The organism is Amycolatopsis sp. NPDC004772 (assembly GCF_053601215.1).
Window position 1 is genome coordinate 18,332 of the sequence record NZ_JBSGBK010000088.1, and the last position, 15,543, is coordinate 33,874.

Sequence of the window (15,543 nt, forward strand, 5' to 3'; positions counted from 1 at the left end):
CCAGCCTACGGGTGCGCGCGCGAGGCGCCGCCGGGCAAGGGCCGTTCACTCGAAGGGAGGAGCTCGGGAGGCCGGCGGGGGCGGGCACTACCCTGTGCGGCATGAAGACGGAGACCGTGGCCGCCCGGGGTTCGGGTGCCGTCCGCCGGGTGCTCGAGGCCGAGATCGAGGCCGCACGCGCCCGGGGCGCCGAGCACCCCCGCGTCGTCGACGTCGGCGGCGGCAGCGGCGGCTGGGCGGTGCCGTTCGCGGCAGCGGGCTGCCGGGTGACGGTCGTCGAGCCGAGCCCGAACGCCCTGGCCACGCTGCAGCGGCGGGCCGAGGAGGAGGGCGTCTCCGAGCTGATCACGGTGATCGCGGACGACTCCGACGCGCTGGGGCGGCACGTCGAGGCCGGCTCGGCCGACCTCGTGCTGGCCCACGGGCTGCTGGAGATCGTCGACGACCCGGCCGCGGTGCTGACGGCGCTGGCCACGGCGGTCGCGCCGGGCGGCGCGGTGTCGGTGCTGGTCGCGAACCGGCACGCGGCGGCGTTCCACCGCGCGCTGGCGGGCCGGGTGGGCGAAGCGCGGCAGCTGCTCGAGAGCGCCGACGGGGTCGTCGCCGGCGAGACGGTGTTGCGGCGTTTTTCCGCTTCCGGGCTGCAGGCCGACCTGGAGGCGGCGGGGCTGGAAGTCACGTTGCTGCAGGGTGATCGGGTGATCGCCGACCTGGTCGGCGGCGACGTCCGGGACGACGAGCTGGCGGCGTTCGAGCGCGCGGCGTCCGCGACGCCGGTGCTGCGGGACATCGCCGGCCGGCTGCACGCGGTGGCGCGCCCGGTCTGACCTGCGGTTTTGCGCTTCGTTCAAAACTGTCGGTGGTGGCCGGTAGCGTCCTCGACGTGGGACGAAATGCCGAGTTGCCGGGCGGGATGGGCCGATTCCGCGTCCGGCCGGGTGAACCGGTGCCGGACGACACCGGGTGCGGGCTGCTGCACGTCGACATGGACGCGTTCTTCGTGTCGGTCGAGCTGCGCACCCGGCCCGAGCTGGCGGACAAGCCGGTCGTGGTGTCCGGGGGCGGGCCGCGGGCGGTCGTGGCGGCGGCGAACTACCCGGCGCGGAAGTTCGGCGTGCGTTCGGCCATGCCGTTCTCGACGGCGAAACGGCTGTGCCCGCAGCTGATCAACATCCCGCCGACGTCGGGGCTGTACTCGTCGGTGTCCCGCGGGGTGATGGGCATCTTCCGCGAGCTGACGCCGCTGGTCGAGCCGCTGAGTCTCGACGAGGCGTTCCTGGACGTCAGCGGGGCGCTGCGGCGGCTGGGCGCCACACCGGCGTCGCTGGGCGCGGAGATCCGCTCGCGAGTCGCGGCCGAGCACGGGATCACCTGCTCGGTGGGGGTGGCGAAGGTCAAGTTCGTCGCGAAACTGGCGTCGGGGATGGCGAAGCCGGACGGGATGGTCGTGGTGCCGGCGGCGGAGACCCTGGCGTTCCTGCACCCGCTGCCGGTGTCGGCGCTGTGGGGCGTCGGCGCGCGGACCGAGGAGCACCTGCGGCGCCTGGGGCTGGCCACGATCGCCGACGTCGCCGCGTTCCCGCCGGAGCGGCTGAAGAAGTCGCTGGGGGTGGCGGCCGGCGAGCACCTGTACCGGCTGGCCCACGGGGTGGACGAGCGGTCGGTGGTGGTCGACTCGCCGGAGAAGTCGATCGGCGCGGAGCACACGTTCGACGTCGACCTGCATTCGCGCGCTGCCCTCGAGCTCGAGCTGCTGCGGCTGTCTTCGAGGGTGGGGGCGACGCTGCGGGAGCGGGGCGTGCGGGGCCGGACGGTGTCGATCAAGGTGCGGTTCGCGGACTTCCGGACGATCACCCGCGCCCGCACGCTGGTCTCGGCGACGGACGTGGCGCGCGAGATCCACGCGGTGGCCGTGGCGCTGCTCACCGAGCACGCGCCGACGGGCGCGGTGCGGCTGATCGGCGTCCGCGTCGAGGGGCTGGACACGGGAGAGGCGGGGGAGCAGCTGGTGTTCGACTCACCGGCCCCGCGCTGGCGGGACGCGGAGGTGGCGGCGGACGTCGCGCGGTCGAAGTTCGGTTCGGCGGCGGTGCGGCCGGCGTCGCTGCTGGGGCCGCGCGAGAACGGAGGGTGATCTTCGGCTCGGTGACGTTCCCCCACAACGGCGGTCGGGCGGCAAAACGGTCACGATCGGCAACGGTGACGGTCCGCAACGCCCGTCGAGCGGGATTTAGCCCAATTCGATCCCTTCTGGATGCGGGATCGGGTAGTCGTGCGGGCGCGGGCCTCGTATCCTGGACAGTGCCACCCCGCCTGGGGTTGGCTGTTGGGTCCAGGACGTTGCGCGGCCCGGCGCCCGCGACAGCTGTGCCGGAGGAGGAAAGATGCCACTCTCCGAGCATGAGCAGCGGCTGCTCGATCAGATCGAGCGCGAGCTCTATGCCGAGGACCCCAAGTTCGCATCCACGGTGCGTGGCACCCGGTTGCGTCGCCCCGCTCGCCGACGGCGTATTCAGGGCATCGCCCTGTTCGTAGTGGGCGTGGCCCTGCTGGTGCTGGGCGTGGTGGTGCCGCAGTTCCGGGTGGCCGACATCCCGCTGATCAGCGTGCTCGGGTTCCTCGTGATGTTCTTCGGAGTCATGATGGCCGTCACATCGATTCGGCACGGCGCCGACGGAGACGGCAAGGGCGGTGGATCGGGTGCCCGCGGTGGGAAGCCATCGGGTCGCCGGAGTTCCTTCACCCAGAGGATGGAGGAGCGCTTCCGCCAGCGCTTCGAGGAACAGTAGCGCCGCAAGACGACGAGATCCGCGTCCCTCCGTTCGGCGGGATGCGGATCTTCTTGTGTGCTCAATCAGGCCTTGGGTCGTTGTGAGCTGCGGTGACAGTGGGTGACCCCCACACGGGTGAGTCAGTCACGCCTTCGCCCGCGCCCGCGCCCGCGCCTTTGCCCGCGCCTCCGGTCGTGCCCCGGCCCTCGGCCCCCGCCTTCGATCGTGCGCCGGCCCCGGCGATCTTGATTCGATCCCCGCGACGAGCCCACTCCCGCGTGCGCCCGCGCCCCGCTCGCCGCACGATCAAACCCGAGCTTCGCGTGATCGAGCCCGGAACTCGCGTGACCAGAGGCGGAACTCGCGTGATCAGAGGCGGAACTCGCGTGTTTGGGGACGCATCTCGCGTGTTTGGAGGGGCGACACGCGTGATCAGGCGGGCATCCCGATGATGCCTGGCTGATCACGCGAGATGCCTTCCCCGGCACGGCTGGCGGGCGGGAGGGGAGCGGGTTAGTCGTGGTTGCGGAAGATTGATCGGGGGAACAGCTTGCCCTTCCACGAGAGTGGCGCGTTGCGGCGGAGGCTTCGCCGGAGGCCGTCGAACGCCGGGGGGAGTTCCGGCTGGGGTGTGTCGTCGCCGCCGTACCAGGACCTCTCGAGGACGCCGATCACCGTGCGGAGGCTCTCGCGGCCGTCGTCGTCCAAGTGGTGCTTGGCCGCCAGCTTCTGGCCCGCCACGCGGACCGTGTCGCTGCTCGGGATCGGCAGGCCCCGGTCCGCGCACTCCGCTCGCAACTCCGCCCACGCCGCGTCCGCCGCGCCCGCCTGTTGCTGGAGGACGCGCTGCAAGCGCCGGCGGCGGAGGGCCTCGCGGACCATGGCCGGACCCGCCACCGCGAGCAGCAGGACCACCACCAGCACCCCCAGCCACCAGGCCACCGTCGCCGCGAGGAGGCCGAGCGCGATGATCCACAGGCCCACCGCCAGCAGCGGCAGCCAGCCGAGCAGCGCCTGCGGCCGCGAGGGCGCCGCCACCGGGGCCGGTGCCCGCACCAGCAGCGAGCCTTCGCTGCGGTCACCTTCCGCCGGGCTCGCACTCCCGGCCGGCGACGTGGGCTTCCGTCCGCGGTCAAGCAGCCGCCGCAGCAGGGCCGCGGCGAACAGCGCGGCCGCGCCCAGCGCCGCCAGGGCCAGCGCGATGTCGAACAGCCAGTCGTCGCCGCCGGACGCCTCCTGGGCCGACTGCGCCGGGAGGTTCGGCTCGTTGTCGCGCGGGACGCCGGTCGGCGCCGCGCTCGACTGGACCGTGCTCGGGGCCACCTGGGTGTCGTCCGGCTGGTTGCCGTTCTGCGGGCCCGCCTGCAGGTACGACGGGGTGATGCCGCGGCCGTCCGACAGCGGCGTCGGGTCGAACGTCACCCAGCCCCGGTCGCCGAAGTACGCCTCCACCCACGCGTGCGCGTCCTGGGTGCTGATCGACAGGTAGTCGTTGACCTGCACGCCCGGCGTGAACCCGATCGCCACCCGCGACGGGATGCCCGCCACCCGCAGCATCACGGCCATCGCCGACGCGAACTGCTCGCAGAAGCCGCGCTTGCCGTTGAGGATGAAGTCGGCGAGTGCGTCGGCGTCGTTCGCCGGTGCGGTCTTCGTGTCGTAGACGAACCCTTGCTGCGCCGTGAAGTAGCGCCAGATCGCCGACGCCCGGTCGAAGTCGTTGGACGCGCCGGCGATGAGCTGCTGGGTCTTCGCCCGGACGCGCTGGTCGACCTGGTCGATCTGGGTGTAGCGCGGCGGCAGGTCGTCGGCGCGCGGCGTCACGCGCAGCTCGGCGGCCGTCGGCTCCTTCAGCGACGCGTATTCGGTGTACGACGGTGGCGCTTCGCTGCGGGTGGTGAACACCGTGCCGCTGATCTGGTCGTAGAGGTAACCGGTGCCGGCACCGTCGATCACGCGCGGCGCGCCGTACACCGGCAGCCAGTTGTCGCGCCAGCTGGTCGGCTCGACGTCGATCCGGCGGGCGGTGCCGGTGCCGTCGTCGCCCGGGGCGGGCGGCAGCTGCGGCCCGACCGGGACGCCCTGCTGCGAACGGCCTTCGTCGTGCAGGCCCCAGCCCTTGTTGGGGTAGTAGGTGTCGAGCGTCATCGCGCGCATCAGCCTGCGGTCGGTGCCGAGGCCGCGGACCTTGAACAGCTCGCGGTTGCTGCCTTGGTCGAGCATGCCGCGCAGTTCGGTGAACGGCTGGATGCCGAAGCCGCCGGAGCCTGCGCCCGGGCCGTTTCCGCTGCCGCCGAACGGCATGCTCCCGACGGTGCCGACCCAGGTGATCCCGCCGCCCAGCAGGCCGAGCACGATGGCCGTGCCGACCACCGCGACCGGCGCGGACAGCACGCCCGGCTTGCCGCTGCGGCCCGGGGCTTCGCGGGTGCGCCAGCGCCGGTGCCGGTGGTTGCCGTCGACGGCGAGCAGGCCGGCGAACGCCGCGCCGCCGAGCAGGAACGTCCACCACGGCAGCATGTCCTCGCTCAGCGCGGCCGGCACGGCGTAGACGCAGAGCAGCACGAGCCCGGTGGCGGCGGGCGCCGCGGCGGCGACGGTCAGCGTGTCGACGAGGACCGCGACCAGCCCGATCAGGATGGTGATCAGGCACAGGATCGGCTGGCTGCCCTCGACCGGCGGCAGCCCGACGCGGATCTGCTCCGCGGCGGCCGACAGCGTGGTCCCGATCTCGGAAAACGCCTCCGGGCCGGGGATGACCTGCAGGATGCCGTGCGTGGTGAAGGCGCCGGTGATGAGGAAGAGCAGGACGAGCAGCTGCCCGAAACCGACCAGGACGGTCGGCGCCTGCAGCGAGCGCAGGGCGAGCCCGGAGGCCCCGATGAGCAGGACGGCGACGAAGAGGTAGCCGAACCAGGCCAGCCCGGAGACGACGCTGGTGACCGAGGTGGCCGCGCAGAGGGTGGCCACCCCGGCGGCCACGGGCGCGAGAACGCTGCCGCGCCAAGCGGAAAGCGGACGTTCCGGCCGGGGTGCGGGCCGGTCGAACTTCCGCGGCGGTGCGGCGGTGCTCATCGCGGCCCCCCGATCAGCGTCCCGCGGCGGGCGCCGCTGCGGCACAACTCGGCCCACACCTGGGGCATCGGCGAGCCGGGTCCCGCGACGATCACGCCCCAGCCCGCCGCGCGCAGCAGCGCCGCCGAATCCTCCGTCGCCGCCGCTCGCTGCTCCGGGGCTGTCACGCCCGCCGACCACGTCGGCGTGTCCAGCAGGACCGCCAGGCTCCGGATGCCGCGCGGGCGGTACTGGGTCAGTTCGTGCACCGCCTCCGTGCTCACCGTGCCCAGCACCGCGATCAGCTCCTGGCCCTCGGCCGGGTCGCCGGCCAGCGTGATGTCGCGCTGGTGCGCCGGCTGCAGGGCCGCCAGCGCGTCGAGCACGACGTGGTCGTAGTGGTCGCCGCCGTCGCCCGGGGTGTCCGCGAGGGTGACGCCGTGCTCGCTGACCAGGCGGACGCGGTGGCCGGAGCGGCGCAGGTGCAACGCCGCCGACGCCGCGAACGACACCGCCCACTCCAGGCTCGCCGCCGGGCCGCTGCCGTGGTGGGCGGCCGCGCGGTGGTCCAGCAGCACCGTCGTGCCGCCGCGCCACGGGCGTTCTTCGACGCGGACCATGATCTCGTCGCGGCGGGCCGTCGAACGCCAGTGCACCTTGCGCAGGTCGTCGCCCTGGCGGTACTGGCGGACGATCACGTCGGCCTCGCCCTGGCCCGCGTGCAGCCGGACCGTGCCGTCGTCGCCGACGCCGATGCCCGCGCCGCTCGGCAGGCCCCACAGCGGGACCACCCGTGGCACCACGACCAGCCGGGAGTGCCCGATCAGCTCGCGCTCGAACTCGCACAGCCCGAACGGGTCGGTGATCGTCGCGCGGAGCGGCCCGACCTGCTGGATCCCGCGCAGCACCGGCTGCAGCGGGTAGCGGAGGGCGACGCGCCGGTCGTGCGGGAGCCGCTCGACGACGAACCGCGGCCGCGAACCCAGCGCGTACGGGACGCCGTCCTCGAGGAGGATCTCGCCGGCGGGCAGCCGTCCGCTGCGCCACAGCTCCAGCTGGACCTCGCCGTTGCCGCCGACCGCGACGCGTTGCGGGCGCAGCGCGCGGGTGGCGCCGATGCGCAGCCGGGTCGCCGAGATGAACGCGGCGACCAGCAGCGGCAGCGCCACCACGAACACCGCGACCCGCAGCAGGTCGCGTTCGTTGAGCACGAACGAGCACACCGCGGCGGCGATCCCCGCGGCCAGGAGGCAGCGGCCGCGGGTGGTCAGGCCGGACAGGGCACGCAGCATGCCGTTCTTCTCTTTCCCTTCGGCGCCGGAACGATCCTTCGGGGGCTCGGGTGGCGGAGCCCCAGATGTCACCAGCTAGGGCCGGGTGCCCTGCGGCACCGGCACCCGGTGCAGCACCGCGCGCACGACGTCGGTCGCCGACCGGCGGGCCGCGTGGGCCTCGGTGGTCAGCACCAGGCGGTGCGCCAGGACCGGGACCGCCACTGTGTGCAGGTCGTCCGGCACGACGTAGTCGCGGCCCGACAGCGCGGCCTGCGCCCGCGCCGCGCGGACGAGGTGCAGCGTCGCCCGCGGGGACGCGCCGAGCCGGATCTCCGGGACGCCCCGGGTGGCCGCGACGACGTCGACGGCGTACCGGCGGACCTCCGGCGCGATGTGCACGCCGCGGACGGTTTCGATCAGCCTGTGCACGGTTTCGCCGTCGGACACCGGCTGCAGGTCCTCGAGGGGGTTGTGGCCGGCGTGCTCGTCGACCATGGCCAGCTCGGCCTGCTGGTCGGGGTAGCCGATGGAGACGCGCGCGGTGAACCGGTCGCGCTGGGCTTCGGGCAGCGCGTAGGTGCCTTCCATCTCGATCGGGTTCTGCGTCGCGATGACCATGAACGGCTGCTCGAGGCGGTAGGTCGAGGTGTCGACGGTGACCTGGTGCTCTTCCATGCACTCCAGCAGCGCCGACTGCGTCTTCGGCGACGCGCGGTTGATCTCGTCGCCCACCACGATGTTCGCGAACACCGGGCCGGGGCGGAAGTCGAACTCGCCGCTCTGGCGGTTGTAGATGGAGACGCCGGTGACATCGCTCGGCAGCAGGTCGGGGGTGAACTGGATGCGGCTGACCGTGCAGTCGATCGACCGGGCGAGGGCCTTGGCCAGCGACGTCTTCCCGACGCCGGGCACGTCTTCGACCAGGAGGTGGCCTTCGGCGAGCAGGGTGACCAGGGCGATCCGGATGACGTCGGGTTTGCCGACCAGCACGCGTTCCACGTTGGCGGCGATCCGGCGCGCGGTGTCGTGCAGTTCGTCCAGCGGCACTCTGGCGGGGTGGCCGTGGACCCGGCCGTTGCCCGAGGGCTCCGCCGGATAAGGCGGCCGCCCGGATGCCTGCTCGCCCGATCCGGGCGCGGCAGACTGGATTCTCGACGTCACTCGACCTCCTGGTGGCGCATGGCCGCGCGCATTGTGCGCCCGGCCGGGCCGAACGGCCCCCTCGCTGCTGTCCGCGCGCAGCGACCAGCCTTCCACCCAGTGTGTCAAACCCGGGCGAACCGGGGGGTGGAACCCCGCGATGACACTGCGCAAGCAGCGACGATACCCCGAATGGGTGGGTATTCACCCGATTCTGGGTGCTCCCGCTGACGCCCTGCTCTGTCGTATGCTGCGGTTCGAGGTCGCCCGGCTACGGAGAGGCGTAACCGCTTATGAGCGAGGTGCTGCCCTACGACGTGCGCGGCTTCGCGGTCGCGCCGGAGCTGGCCACGGACGCCTACGCGAAGCTCGGCCGCCTGCAGGACGTCGTCGGCGAGATGGTGCGCGAAGCCAAGGTGCTCGGCCGGACCGTGCCGCTGGGCGGCGGGTACGCCGGGGAGGTCGGCGCGTTCATGGCGGAGTACGGCATCGGCGGCCAGGGCTCGGCGGTGCAGCAGCTGACGGCGTTCGGCAAGGAGCTGGAGACGCTCAAGCGGCGCATCGGCGAGGCGCTGGCGAAGTACCGGCACGCGGACGAGCAGGCGGCCGAAGGCGTGGACTGCACGGGTGGGTGAGCGGCGGCGGACGGTCCGGTGGCTCGCGCCCGTCCTTCTTCTTTTCCTTCTTTTCCCGCTCGGCGGCTGCGGGCAGCACCCGGCCGCCGCGGGGCACCCGGTCACGTCCTCGGCGTCCACGACGACCGCACCGCCACCGGTGGCCTGGACCGGCCTCGCCGCGCTCGACCCCTGCACGCTGCTCGGCCCGCAGGACCGGTCGGCCGCCGGGATCAGCGTCCTCGGCAAGCCCAAGGACATCGCCGGGGCGAAGGCGTGCGACTGGACCGTGCCCGGCACCTTCGGCGTCACGGTGACCCTCAGCGCCACCGACGGGCTGGCCGAGCTCGACGTCGCCAAGAAGAACGTCACGAAGACGACGGTCGGCAGCCACCCGGCGCTGAAGGTCGCCGACAAGAAGGCCGCCGACGGCACCTGCGCCGTGCTCCTCGGGGTCGGCGACGGCGCAAGCGTGCAGATCGACGTCAGCAACACCGGCTTCTCGGACACCCCGCTCGCGTGCCGCCGCGCGGGCACGGTGGCCGGGCTGGTCGAACCGAAGCTGCCCTGACCAGGAGGTGCGCCGTGCCCGAACCACCCGTGCCGACCGCGCGGTACGAGGCCTACAGCCACGAGGCGATGGCCGCGGAGGTCGAGCGCGGCAACGACCCGGTCGCCGCGGGCGAGGCGGGCGCGCGCTGGGACGGGCTGGCGAAACGGCTGCAGGAGTCCACCGCCGACGTCGCCGCGCTGGTCGCGTCCTCGGAGGAGCACTGGCGTGGCCAGGCGGGGGACGCGGCGCGGGCGTCGCTGAGCCGGGCTGCGCGGTGGCTCGCGCACTCCGCCGCCGTCTCGGCGTCGGTCGGCCAGGCAGTCGGGGCGCAGGCCGAGGTGGCCGCGCGGGCCCGGGCCGACATGCCGCCGCCGGTGACCTACGACCCGGCGTCGATGATCCGCGACGCGGCGTCCAGCGGGAACGTGCTGGTCCTGGCCGGGCTGGCGGGGGAGATGGCGGCCCGTCGCGCCGAAGCGGAGGCCGCGCGGCAGAAGGCGATCGACGTCCTCCGGACGCGGGACACGGCGTTGCGCGGGCACGTGCCGGCCGAGACGTTCCCCGTCCCGCCGGCGCTGGGGCGGGCTTGATCCGGGTTTCGGCGTCGGCGTTCGACATCCTCTGGACCGACCTCGGCCACGACCGGCCGCCGGAACCGCTGAGCGTCCGCAGCGTGGGCGTCACCGACGCCGAGCGGGCCGAGGTGCGGAAGGCCGTCTACGAGAACCTGGCTTCGCGGGGCCTCTACGACGGGTCCCGGCTGGAGCCGGCGCTGGCCGCGCGCCTGGAGCTGCTGGCCGGCGCGGACGTGTTCGTCGCGTGCGAGGCACTGGCGGACATGACGGCGGCGACGCCGTTCCGCGCGGTGACGGCGGCCCGGGGCCGGCGCGGCGTCCTCGCGGCCCAGCCGGAGCAGACGATCGGCCTGGACTCGATCCACGAGGGCGAACTGGCGACGGCGATCGTCGACGTCCTGCCGGAGCTGGCGGCCGGGCCCGGGTACGGGATCAGCCTGCCCGCTTCGGTGCTCGGTTCGGACGTCGCCTCGGGGACGGCCGCGGCGCAGCTCGAGGAGGTCCGCGCGATCCAGGCGCGGCCGGTGTACGCGGCGGGGCAGTTCAGCGTCAGCCGCCGGTCGGCGTCGGGCCGGGTGGAGCGGGTGGGCGGCTTGACGTGGTTCGACACCGACGTGGGTGCGTACTGCGCGACGAAGACCGCGGGCCGGGGTGGGGCGGAGTGGGTGACGGTCAGCCCGGTCGACAGCACCCGCCTCGCGGCCCGCGTCACCGCCCTTCTCACCCCGGAGGACTGAGTCCGGAGGTGTGATCCGGGCCGCAACCGGCGTGATCGAGGCCGGGACTCGCGTGATCAGGGACGTAACCGGCGTGATCGAGGCCGTGACTCGCGAGTTCCGGCCTCGATCACGCGAGTTCCGGGTTCCGTCACGCGAGTTCCGGGTTCCGTCACGCGGGATCCGGGTTTCGTCACGGCGGGGTTCCCCACCGGGACCCACCGGGGTTCCCCACTTTGGCCCACTGGTGGGGGGTGGGGTTCTTTCGCGGCCGTTATGCGGACGTTTCAGGAACAGCTGAGGTTGCTCCGGCCCCCGGTGAGGGGGATCTTGGCCACCGTCCCCCACCACAGGCCCCACCGGGCCCCACCCGGCTGACCTGCGCAAACGGAACACACGACGGAGTGGTCTGCCCGTTTGTCGCGTTGACTGTGGTGAAAAGTGGGGTACGGTGGTGGCCAGTGGGGCGGAAGGGAAGCCCCGTGGCCGTCCGGGGTGGTTCGCCACCGTGGACGGTAGGGAGGTGGAGGCCGTGTTCCTCGGCACCCACACCCCGAAGCTGGACGACAAAGGGCGGCTCGCGCTGCCCGCGAAATTCCGTGACGCCTTGGCGGGTGGGCTGATGCTTACCAAGGGGCAGGACCACTGCCTCTTCGTCTTCCCCCGCGCCGAGTTCGAGCAGATGGCGCGCAAGGTCGCCGAGGCCCCGTTCACGAACGAGGCGGTTCGGGCCTACCAGCGCTACCTGTTCGCGGGCACGGACGAGCAACGTCCGGACGGCCAGGGGCGCATCACCATCGCGCCCGAGCTCCGCCGCTACGCGGGGCTCAGCAAGGAGTGCGTGGTGATCGGGGCGATCACCAGGCTGGAGATCTGGGACGCCCAAGCGTGGCAGGGCTACCTGGAGGAGCACGAAGACAGCTACGCGAAGGCTCGAGAGGAAGTACTGCCGGGCGTCTTCTAGGCGTGCGGTCGCGGTGCACCTTCGTCGTCGGGGGACGAAGAGGTTCGCCGCCTCCGTGCGAGGAGGGGAAGCCCACCCGGATGCCGTGAGGCCTCTGTCCGCTCAACAGCCCTGGTGCACCTTCCCCGGTACCAGGTCCGCAGCGGGCGGACAGGGACCTGACGGCATCCGCCATATTTCCCCCGGGCCGACTGGGCAAGAGAGGGGGAGGGAACGATGACCGAGCACGTCCCGGTGCTGCTCGACCGGATCGTCGAGCTGTTCACTCCCGTGTTCACCGGCCGCGACGGCGTCCTCGTGGACGCGACGGTCGGCCTCGGCGGGCATTCCGACGCCCTCCTGGAGGCCTTCCCGCGGCTGCGCCTGGTCGCCCTGGACCGCGACCCCGCCGCGCTCGAGAAGTCCGCCGAACGCCTGGCCCGCCACGGCGACCGCGTCGACTTCGTGCACACCGTCTACGACGGGCTCCCCGAGGCCCTCGCCGGCCTGGGCATCGCGAAGGCCGACGGCATCCTGTTCGACCTCGGCGTCTCGTCCATGCAGCTGGACCGCGCCGAGCGCGGGTTCGCCTACGCCAAGGACTCGCCGCTGGACATGCGGATGGACCCGACCACCGGGTTCACCGCCGCCGACGTCCTCAACACCTACGCGCCCGGCGAGCTCGTCCGGATCCTGCGGGACTACGGCGAAGAACGCTTCGCGCAGCGGATCGTCAAGGCGGTCGTGGCCGAGCGGGCGAAGGAGCCGTTCACGAACAGCGGACGCCTGGTCGAGCTGCTCTACGACGCCGTCCCGGCCGCCACCCGCCGCACCGGCGGGCACCCGGCCAAGCGGACGTTCCAGGCGCTGCGGATCGAGGTCAACGGCGAACTGGAGGTGCTGCGCCGCGCCATGCCGGCGGCGCTCGGCGCCCTGAAGGTCGGCGGCCGGATCGTCGTCGAGTCGTACCAGTCCCTGGAGGACAGGCTGGTCAAGCAGGCGCTGGCCGAGCTCGCGAAGTCCCGCACCCCGGAGGGGCTCCCGGTGGAGCTGCCGGGGCACGGGCCGGAGCTGAAGCTCCTCACGCGCGGCGCCGAGAAGGCCGGCGAAGAGGAGATCGAACGGAACCCGCGCGCCGCTTCGGTGCGGCTGCGGGTCGCAGAGAGGATCGGAGAGCCGCGATGACCGCTCCCGCGAAGTCCTCCCGCCGCCGGGCCGCACCGGCGACGGGGGGCCGCACCTCGACGGACGCCGTCGAGCCGGACCGGCAGACGACGCAGACCGCGCCCCGGCGCGCGTCGCGGGGCCGCACGTCCGCGGCCGAGCGCGCCTACGCCCGCCGCGCCCAGCGCGCCGACCTGCTCAAGGAACGTGAGCCGCGCCCGGAGCCGAAGGCCCGGCCCGCCGAAACGCCGGAGAAGCCGAAGCTCCGGCTGAAGCTGCTGCTGCCGAAGTCGCGGGCGTCGTTCGTGCTGATCATGATGGCGCTGCTGGCCGCCGGCGTGGCGACCACGCTGTGGCTGACCACGCAGGCGATCGCCGACTCCTACCGGCTCGAGCAGCTGCGCACCACCAACGCGAACCTGGCCGAGCAGAAGGAACAGCTGCAGCGCGACGTCGCCAAGGCCGAGTCGCCCGCGTCCCTGGCGCCCGCGGCCCAGCAGCTGGGCATGGTGCCCGGCGGTGACCCGGCGCGGATCGTCGTCGGCCCGGACGGGAAGACCTCGCTCGTCGGCGAGCCCAAGAAGGCCAAGGCGGACGCCCCCGTGGTGCCGGCCGCGCCGCCCGCCGCGCCCGCCGCGGGCACGCAGTCGCAGCAGGGCGCGCCGATCGAGGGCGACCAGCCCGCCGTGCCCGCCGAGGAGCAGCCGCCGGCCCAGCCGGGAGGCGGCCAGTGATGGCTTCGGGCCGCAGCCAGGTCCGCGCCCGCGCCGCGGGCAGCGCCCGGCGGACGTACGCCGCCGGGACCCGCAGCGCGGCCGCGCGCCGCGGCAACGGTGGGCACCGCAGCCGGTTCTCCGCCGTGCGCCTGCTGCTGGTCGCCGTGCTGCTCGTCGCGGGCGTGAAACTGGTGCAGGTGCAGTGGTTCGACGCCGCCGCGCTGTCGGCCGCGGCCGAGCGGCAGCGCACCCAGACCATCGACATCCCGGCCCAGCGCGGGTCCATTGTGGACCGCAACGGCGCCAAGCTGGCGTTCAGCGTCGAGGTGCGCACGCTGTCGGTGAACCTCAAGGCGCTGCACAAGAACATGGACGACTTCGCCGCGAAGAACCCCGGCACGCAGAAGACGTTCGACGCCGAAACCGCCGCCGCCGCGAAGTACATCGCGGCGAAGGTGCCGAACCAGCTGACCGAGCAGCAGCTGCTGGACCTGTTCCACAAGCAGGCGTCCTTCACCTACCTGGTGAACAACGTCGAGCCGTCCGTCGCCGCCGACATCGTCAAGCACTTCGCGTGGATCGGCGTCGAGAAGCGCGCGCTGCGGGAGTACCCGGGCGGCAGCCTGGCGGCCAACATCGTCGGCGCCGCGAACTGGCGCTCCGAAGACAAGGACGTGTCCAAGCACAACCTCCACGGCCTCGTCGGGCTGGAGCTGCTGCGCGACAACGACCTGGCGGGTACGCCGGGCCGGATGATGGTCAACACCAAGAACGGCAGCGACAACGTCGTCATCCCGGGCACCGAGCACGACCTGCAGGCCGCCGTCCCCGGCTCGGACCTCGAGCTGACCATCGACTCCGACCTGCAGTACGAGGTGCAGCGGCAGCTGAGCGACTACGTCCAGCAGTCGCACGCCAAGGGCGGCCAGGCGGTCGTCATGGACGCCAAGACCGGCGAGGTCTACGCGCTGGCCAACGACAAGACGTTCGACCCCAACGACCCGAGCACGTGGAACGCCGACGACCTGGCCAACCCGGCGGTCACCACGCCGTTCGAGCCCGGGTCGGTCAACAAGCTCGTCACCGCGACCGGGGCGATCGAGTACGGCATCGCGACGCCGGAGTCGACGGTCGAGGTGCCCGGCGCGCTGCAGGTGGCCGACAAGACGGTGCACGACGCCTGGACGCACGGCACCCAGACGTTCACCACCACCGGCATCTTCGCCAAGTCGTCCAACATCGGCACCCTGCTGCTGGCGCAGAAGATCGGCGAGGAGCGCTACGCGAACCTGCTCAAGTCGTTCGGCCTCGGCCAGCGCACCGGCGTCGGCCTCCCCGGCGAGAGCGCGGGCGTGGTGCCCGCGCGCAGCCAGTGGTCGGCGACCACCTTCGGCAACCTGCCGATCGGGCAGGGCCTGTCCATGACGATCCTGCAGATGGCCGGGATGTACCAGGCGATCGCCAACGACGGCCTGCGCGTCGAACCCCGGATCGTCAAGGCCAAGGTGAACCCGGACGGCACGACCGTGCCCGAGCCGGCCCCGAAGTCGGTCCGGGTGGTCGATCCCCAGACCGCCAAGACGGTGCGCGACATGATGCGCGCGGTCGCCCAGAACGGCAAGGGCCTGCAGAAGGGCACCGCGCCGACGGCGGCGGTCGAGGGCTATCAGATCTCCGGGAAAACCGGCACCGGCCAGCAGGTCGACCCGCGGACGAAGGCCTACAGCGACCACCTGTACAACATCACCTTCGCCGGCATCCTGCCCGCCGACCACCCGCGCTTCGTCGTCGGGATCCGGCTGGACGCGCCGGACACGACGCTGCCGGTCGGGCACTCCGCCGCGCCGCTGTTCCACACCATCGCCTCGTACGTGACGCAGCGGTACCAGATTCCGTTGTCCGACGGCCCCTCGCCGGAGGTCCCGCTCATCATCGCCCCGTAGCCAGGCGCCCTCGCTCCGCCGGTCGTGAGTGGTAAGGCGGGTTCTAAACCCCCCGAACACACACAAAGTGAAATACAACC

The 15,543-nt window shown here is 72.9% G+C and carries 14 protein-coding genes; 11 read left to right on the plus strand and 3 right to left on the minus strand.

Annotated elements, in window-relative coordinates:
• Positions 1-101: 101 nt before the first annotated feature.
• The 3 genes from ACWEF6_RS35300 to ACWEF6_RS35310 all read left to right on the plus strand — a co-directional run bounded on the left by ACWEF6_RS35300 (position 102) and on the right by ACWEF6_RS35310 (position 2,789).
• A complete protein-coding gene (locus ACWEF6_RS35300) occupies positions 102-827 on the plus strand; it encodes a methyltransferase domain-containing protein (RefSeq protein WP_449686908.1) in 726 nt (241 codons plus the stop codon).
• A gap of 86 nt (positions 828-913) precedes the next feature.
• Complete coding sequence (gene dinB, locus ACWEF6_RS35305; RefSeq protein WP_449686919.1) at positions 914-2,134, plus strand: DNA polymerase IV; 1,221 nt, start codon at positions 914-916, stop codon at positions 2,132-2,134.
• Positions 2,135-2,384: 250 nt separating this feature from the next.
• Positions 2,385-2,789, plus strand: a complete 405-nt coding sequence (locus tag ACWEF6_RS35310) for a DUF3040 domain-containing protein (protein WP_310972621.1) — start codon at positions 2,385-2,387, stop codon at positions 2,787-2,789.
• Positions 2,790-3,284: 495 nt separating this feature from the next.
• On the opposite strand, the gene ACWEF6_RS35315 is transcribed toward ACWEF6_RS35310, so the two are convergent.
• The 3 genes from ACWEF6_RS35315 to ACWEF6_RS35325 form a co-directional block, all read right to left on the minus strand.
• Complete coding sequence (locus ACWEF6_RS35315; RefSeq protein ID WP_449686909.1) at positions 3,285-5,846, minus strand: transglutaminase family protein; 2,562 nt, start codon at positions 5,844-5,846, stop codon at positions 3,285-3,287.
• Entirely contained in the window at positions 5,843-7,117 is a 1,275-nt protein-coding gene (locus tag ACWEF6_RS35320; RefSeq protein ID WP_449686910.1) for a DUF58 domain-containing protein, read from the minus strand. Before ACWEF6_RS35320 ends, ACWEF6_RS35315 begins: the two co-directional genes overlap by 4 nt.
• A 75-nt stretch (positions 7,118-7,192) precedes the next feature.
• Entirely contained in the window at positions 7,193-8,260 is a 1,068-nt protein-coding gene (locus ACWEF6_RS35325) for an AAA family ATPase (RefSeq protein ID WP_449686911.1), read from the minus strand.
• Between the two features lie 272 nt (positions 8,261-8,532).
• Here ACWEF6_RS35325 and ACWEF6_RS35330 point away from each other — a divergent pair, with 272 nt between their 5' ends.
• The 8 genes from ACWEF6_RS35330 to ACWEF6_RS35365 all read left to right on the plus strand — a co-directional run bounded on the left by ACWEF6_RS35330 (position 8,533) and on the right by ACWEF6_RS35365 (position 15,463).
• On the plus strand, positions 8,533-8,874 hold the full coding sequence (locus tag ACWEF6_RS35330) for a hypothetical protein (RefSeq protein WP_449686912.1): 342 nt from the start codon (positions 8,533-8,535) through the stop codon (positions 8,872-8,874).
• Entirely contained in the window at positions 8,867-9,424 is a 558-nt protein-coding gene (locus ACWEF6_RS35335; protein WP_449686913.1) for a DUF3558 domain-containing protein, read from the plus strand. Before ACWEF6_RS35330 ends, ACWEF6_RS35335 begins: the two co-directional genes overlap by 8 nt.
• 14 nt (positions 9,425-9,438) lie before the next feature.
• Positions 9,439-9,996: a PPE domain-containing protein gene (locus tag ACWEF6_RS35340; protein ID WP_449686914.1), complete on the plus strand. Its 558-nt coding sequence runs from the start codon at positions 9,439-9,441 to the stop codon at positions 9,994-9,996.
• Positions 9,993-10,718, plus strand: a complete 726-nt coding sequence (locus ACWEF6_RS35345; protein WP_449686915.1) for an ESX secretion-associated protein EspG — start codon at positions 9,993-9,995, stop codon at positions 10,716-10,718. The genes ACWEF6_RS35340 and ACWEF6_RS35345 overlap by 4 nt, the downstream gene beginning before the upstream one ends.
• Positions 10,719-11,229: 511 nt before the next feature.
• Positions 11,230-11,661, plus strand: a complete 432-nt coding sequence (gene mraZ, locus ACWEF6_RS35350; RefSeq protein WP_014467434.1) for a division/cell wall cluster transcriptional repressor MraZ — start codon at positions 11,230-11,232, stop codon at positions 11,659-11,661.
• A gap of 216 nt (positions 11,662-11,877) precedes the next feature.
• Positions 11,878-12,825, plus strand: coding sequence for a 16S rRNA (cytosine(1402)-N(4))-methyltransferase RsmH (rsmH, locus tag ACWEF6_RS35355; RefSeq protein WP_449686916.1), 948 nt, complete (start codon positions 11,878-11,880; stop codon positions 12,823-12,825).
• The gene (locus tag ACWEF6_RS35360) at positions 12,822-13,538 is read left to right on the plus strand and encodes a hypothetical protein (protein WP_449686917.1); all 717 of its coding nucleotides are present in this window, start codon (positions 12,822-12,824) and stop codon (positions 13,536-13,538) included. Before rsmH ends, ACWEF6_RS35360 begins: the two co-directional genes overlap by 4 nt.
• Positions 13,538-15,463 carry a peptidoglycan D,D-transpeptidase FtsI family protein gene (locus ACWEF6_RS35365; RefSeq protein WP_449686918.1) on the plus strand — a complete coding sequence of 642 codons (1,926 nt, stop codon included), beginning with the start codon at positions 13,538-13,540 and terminating at the stop codon, positions 15,461-15,463. The genes ACWEF6_RS35360 and ACWEF6_RS35365 overlap by 1 nt, the downstream gene beginning before the upstream one ends.
• Positions 15,464-15,543: the final 80 nt, after the last annotated feature.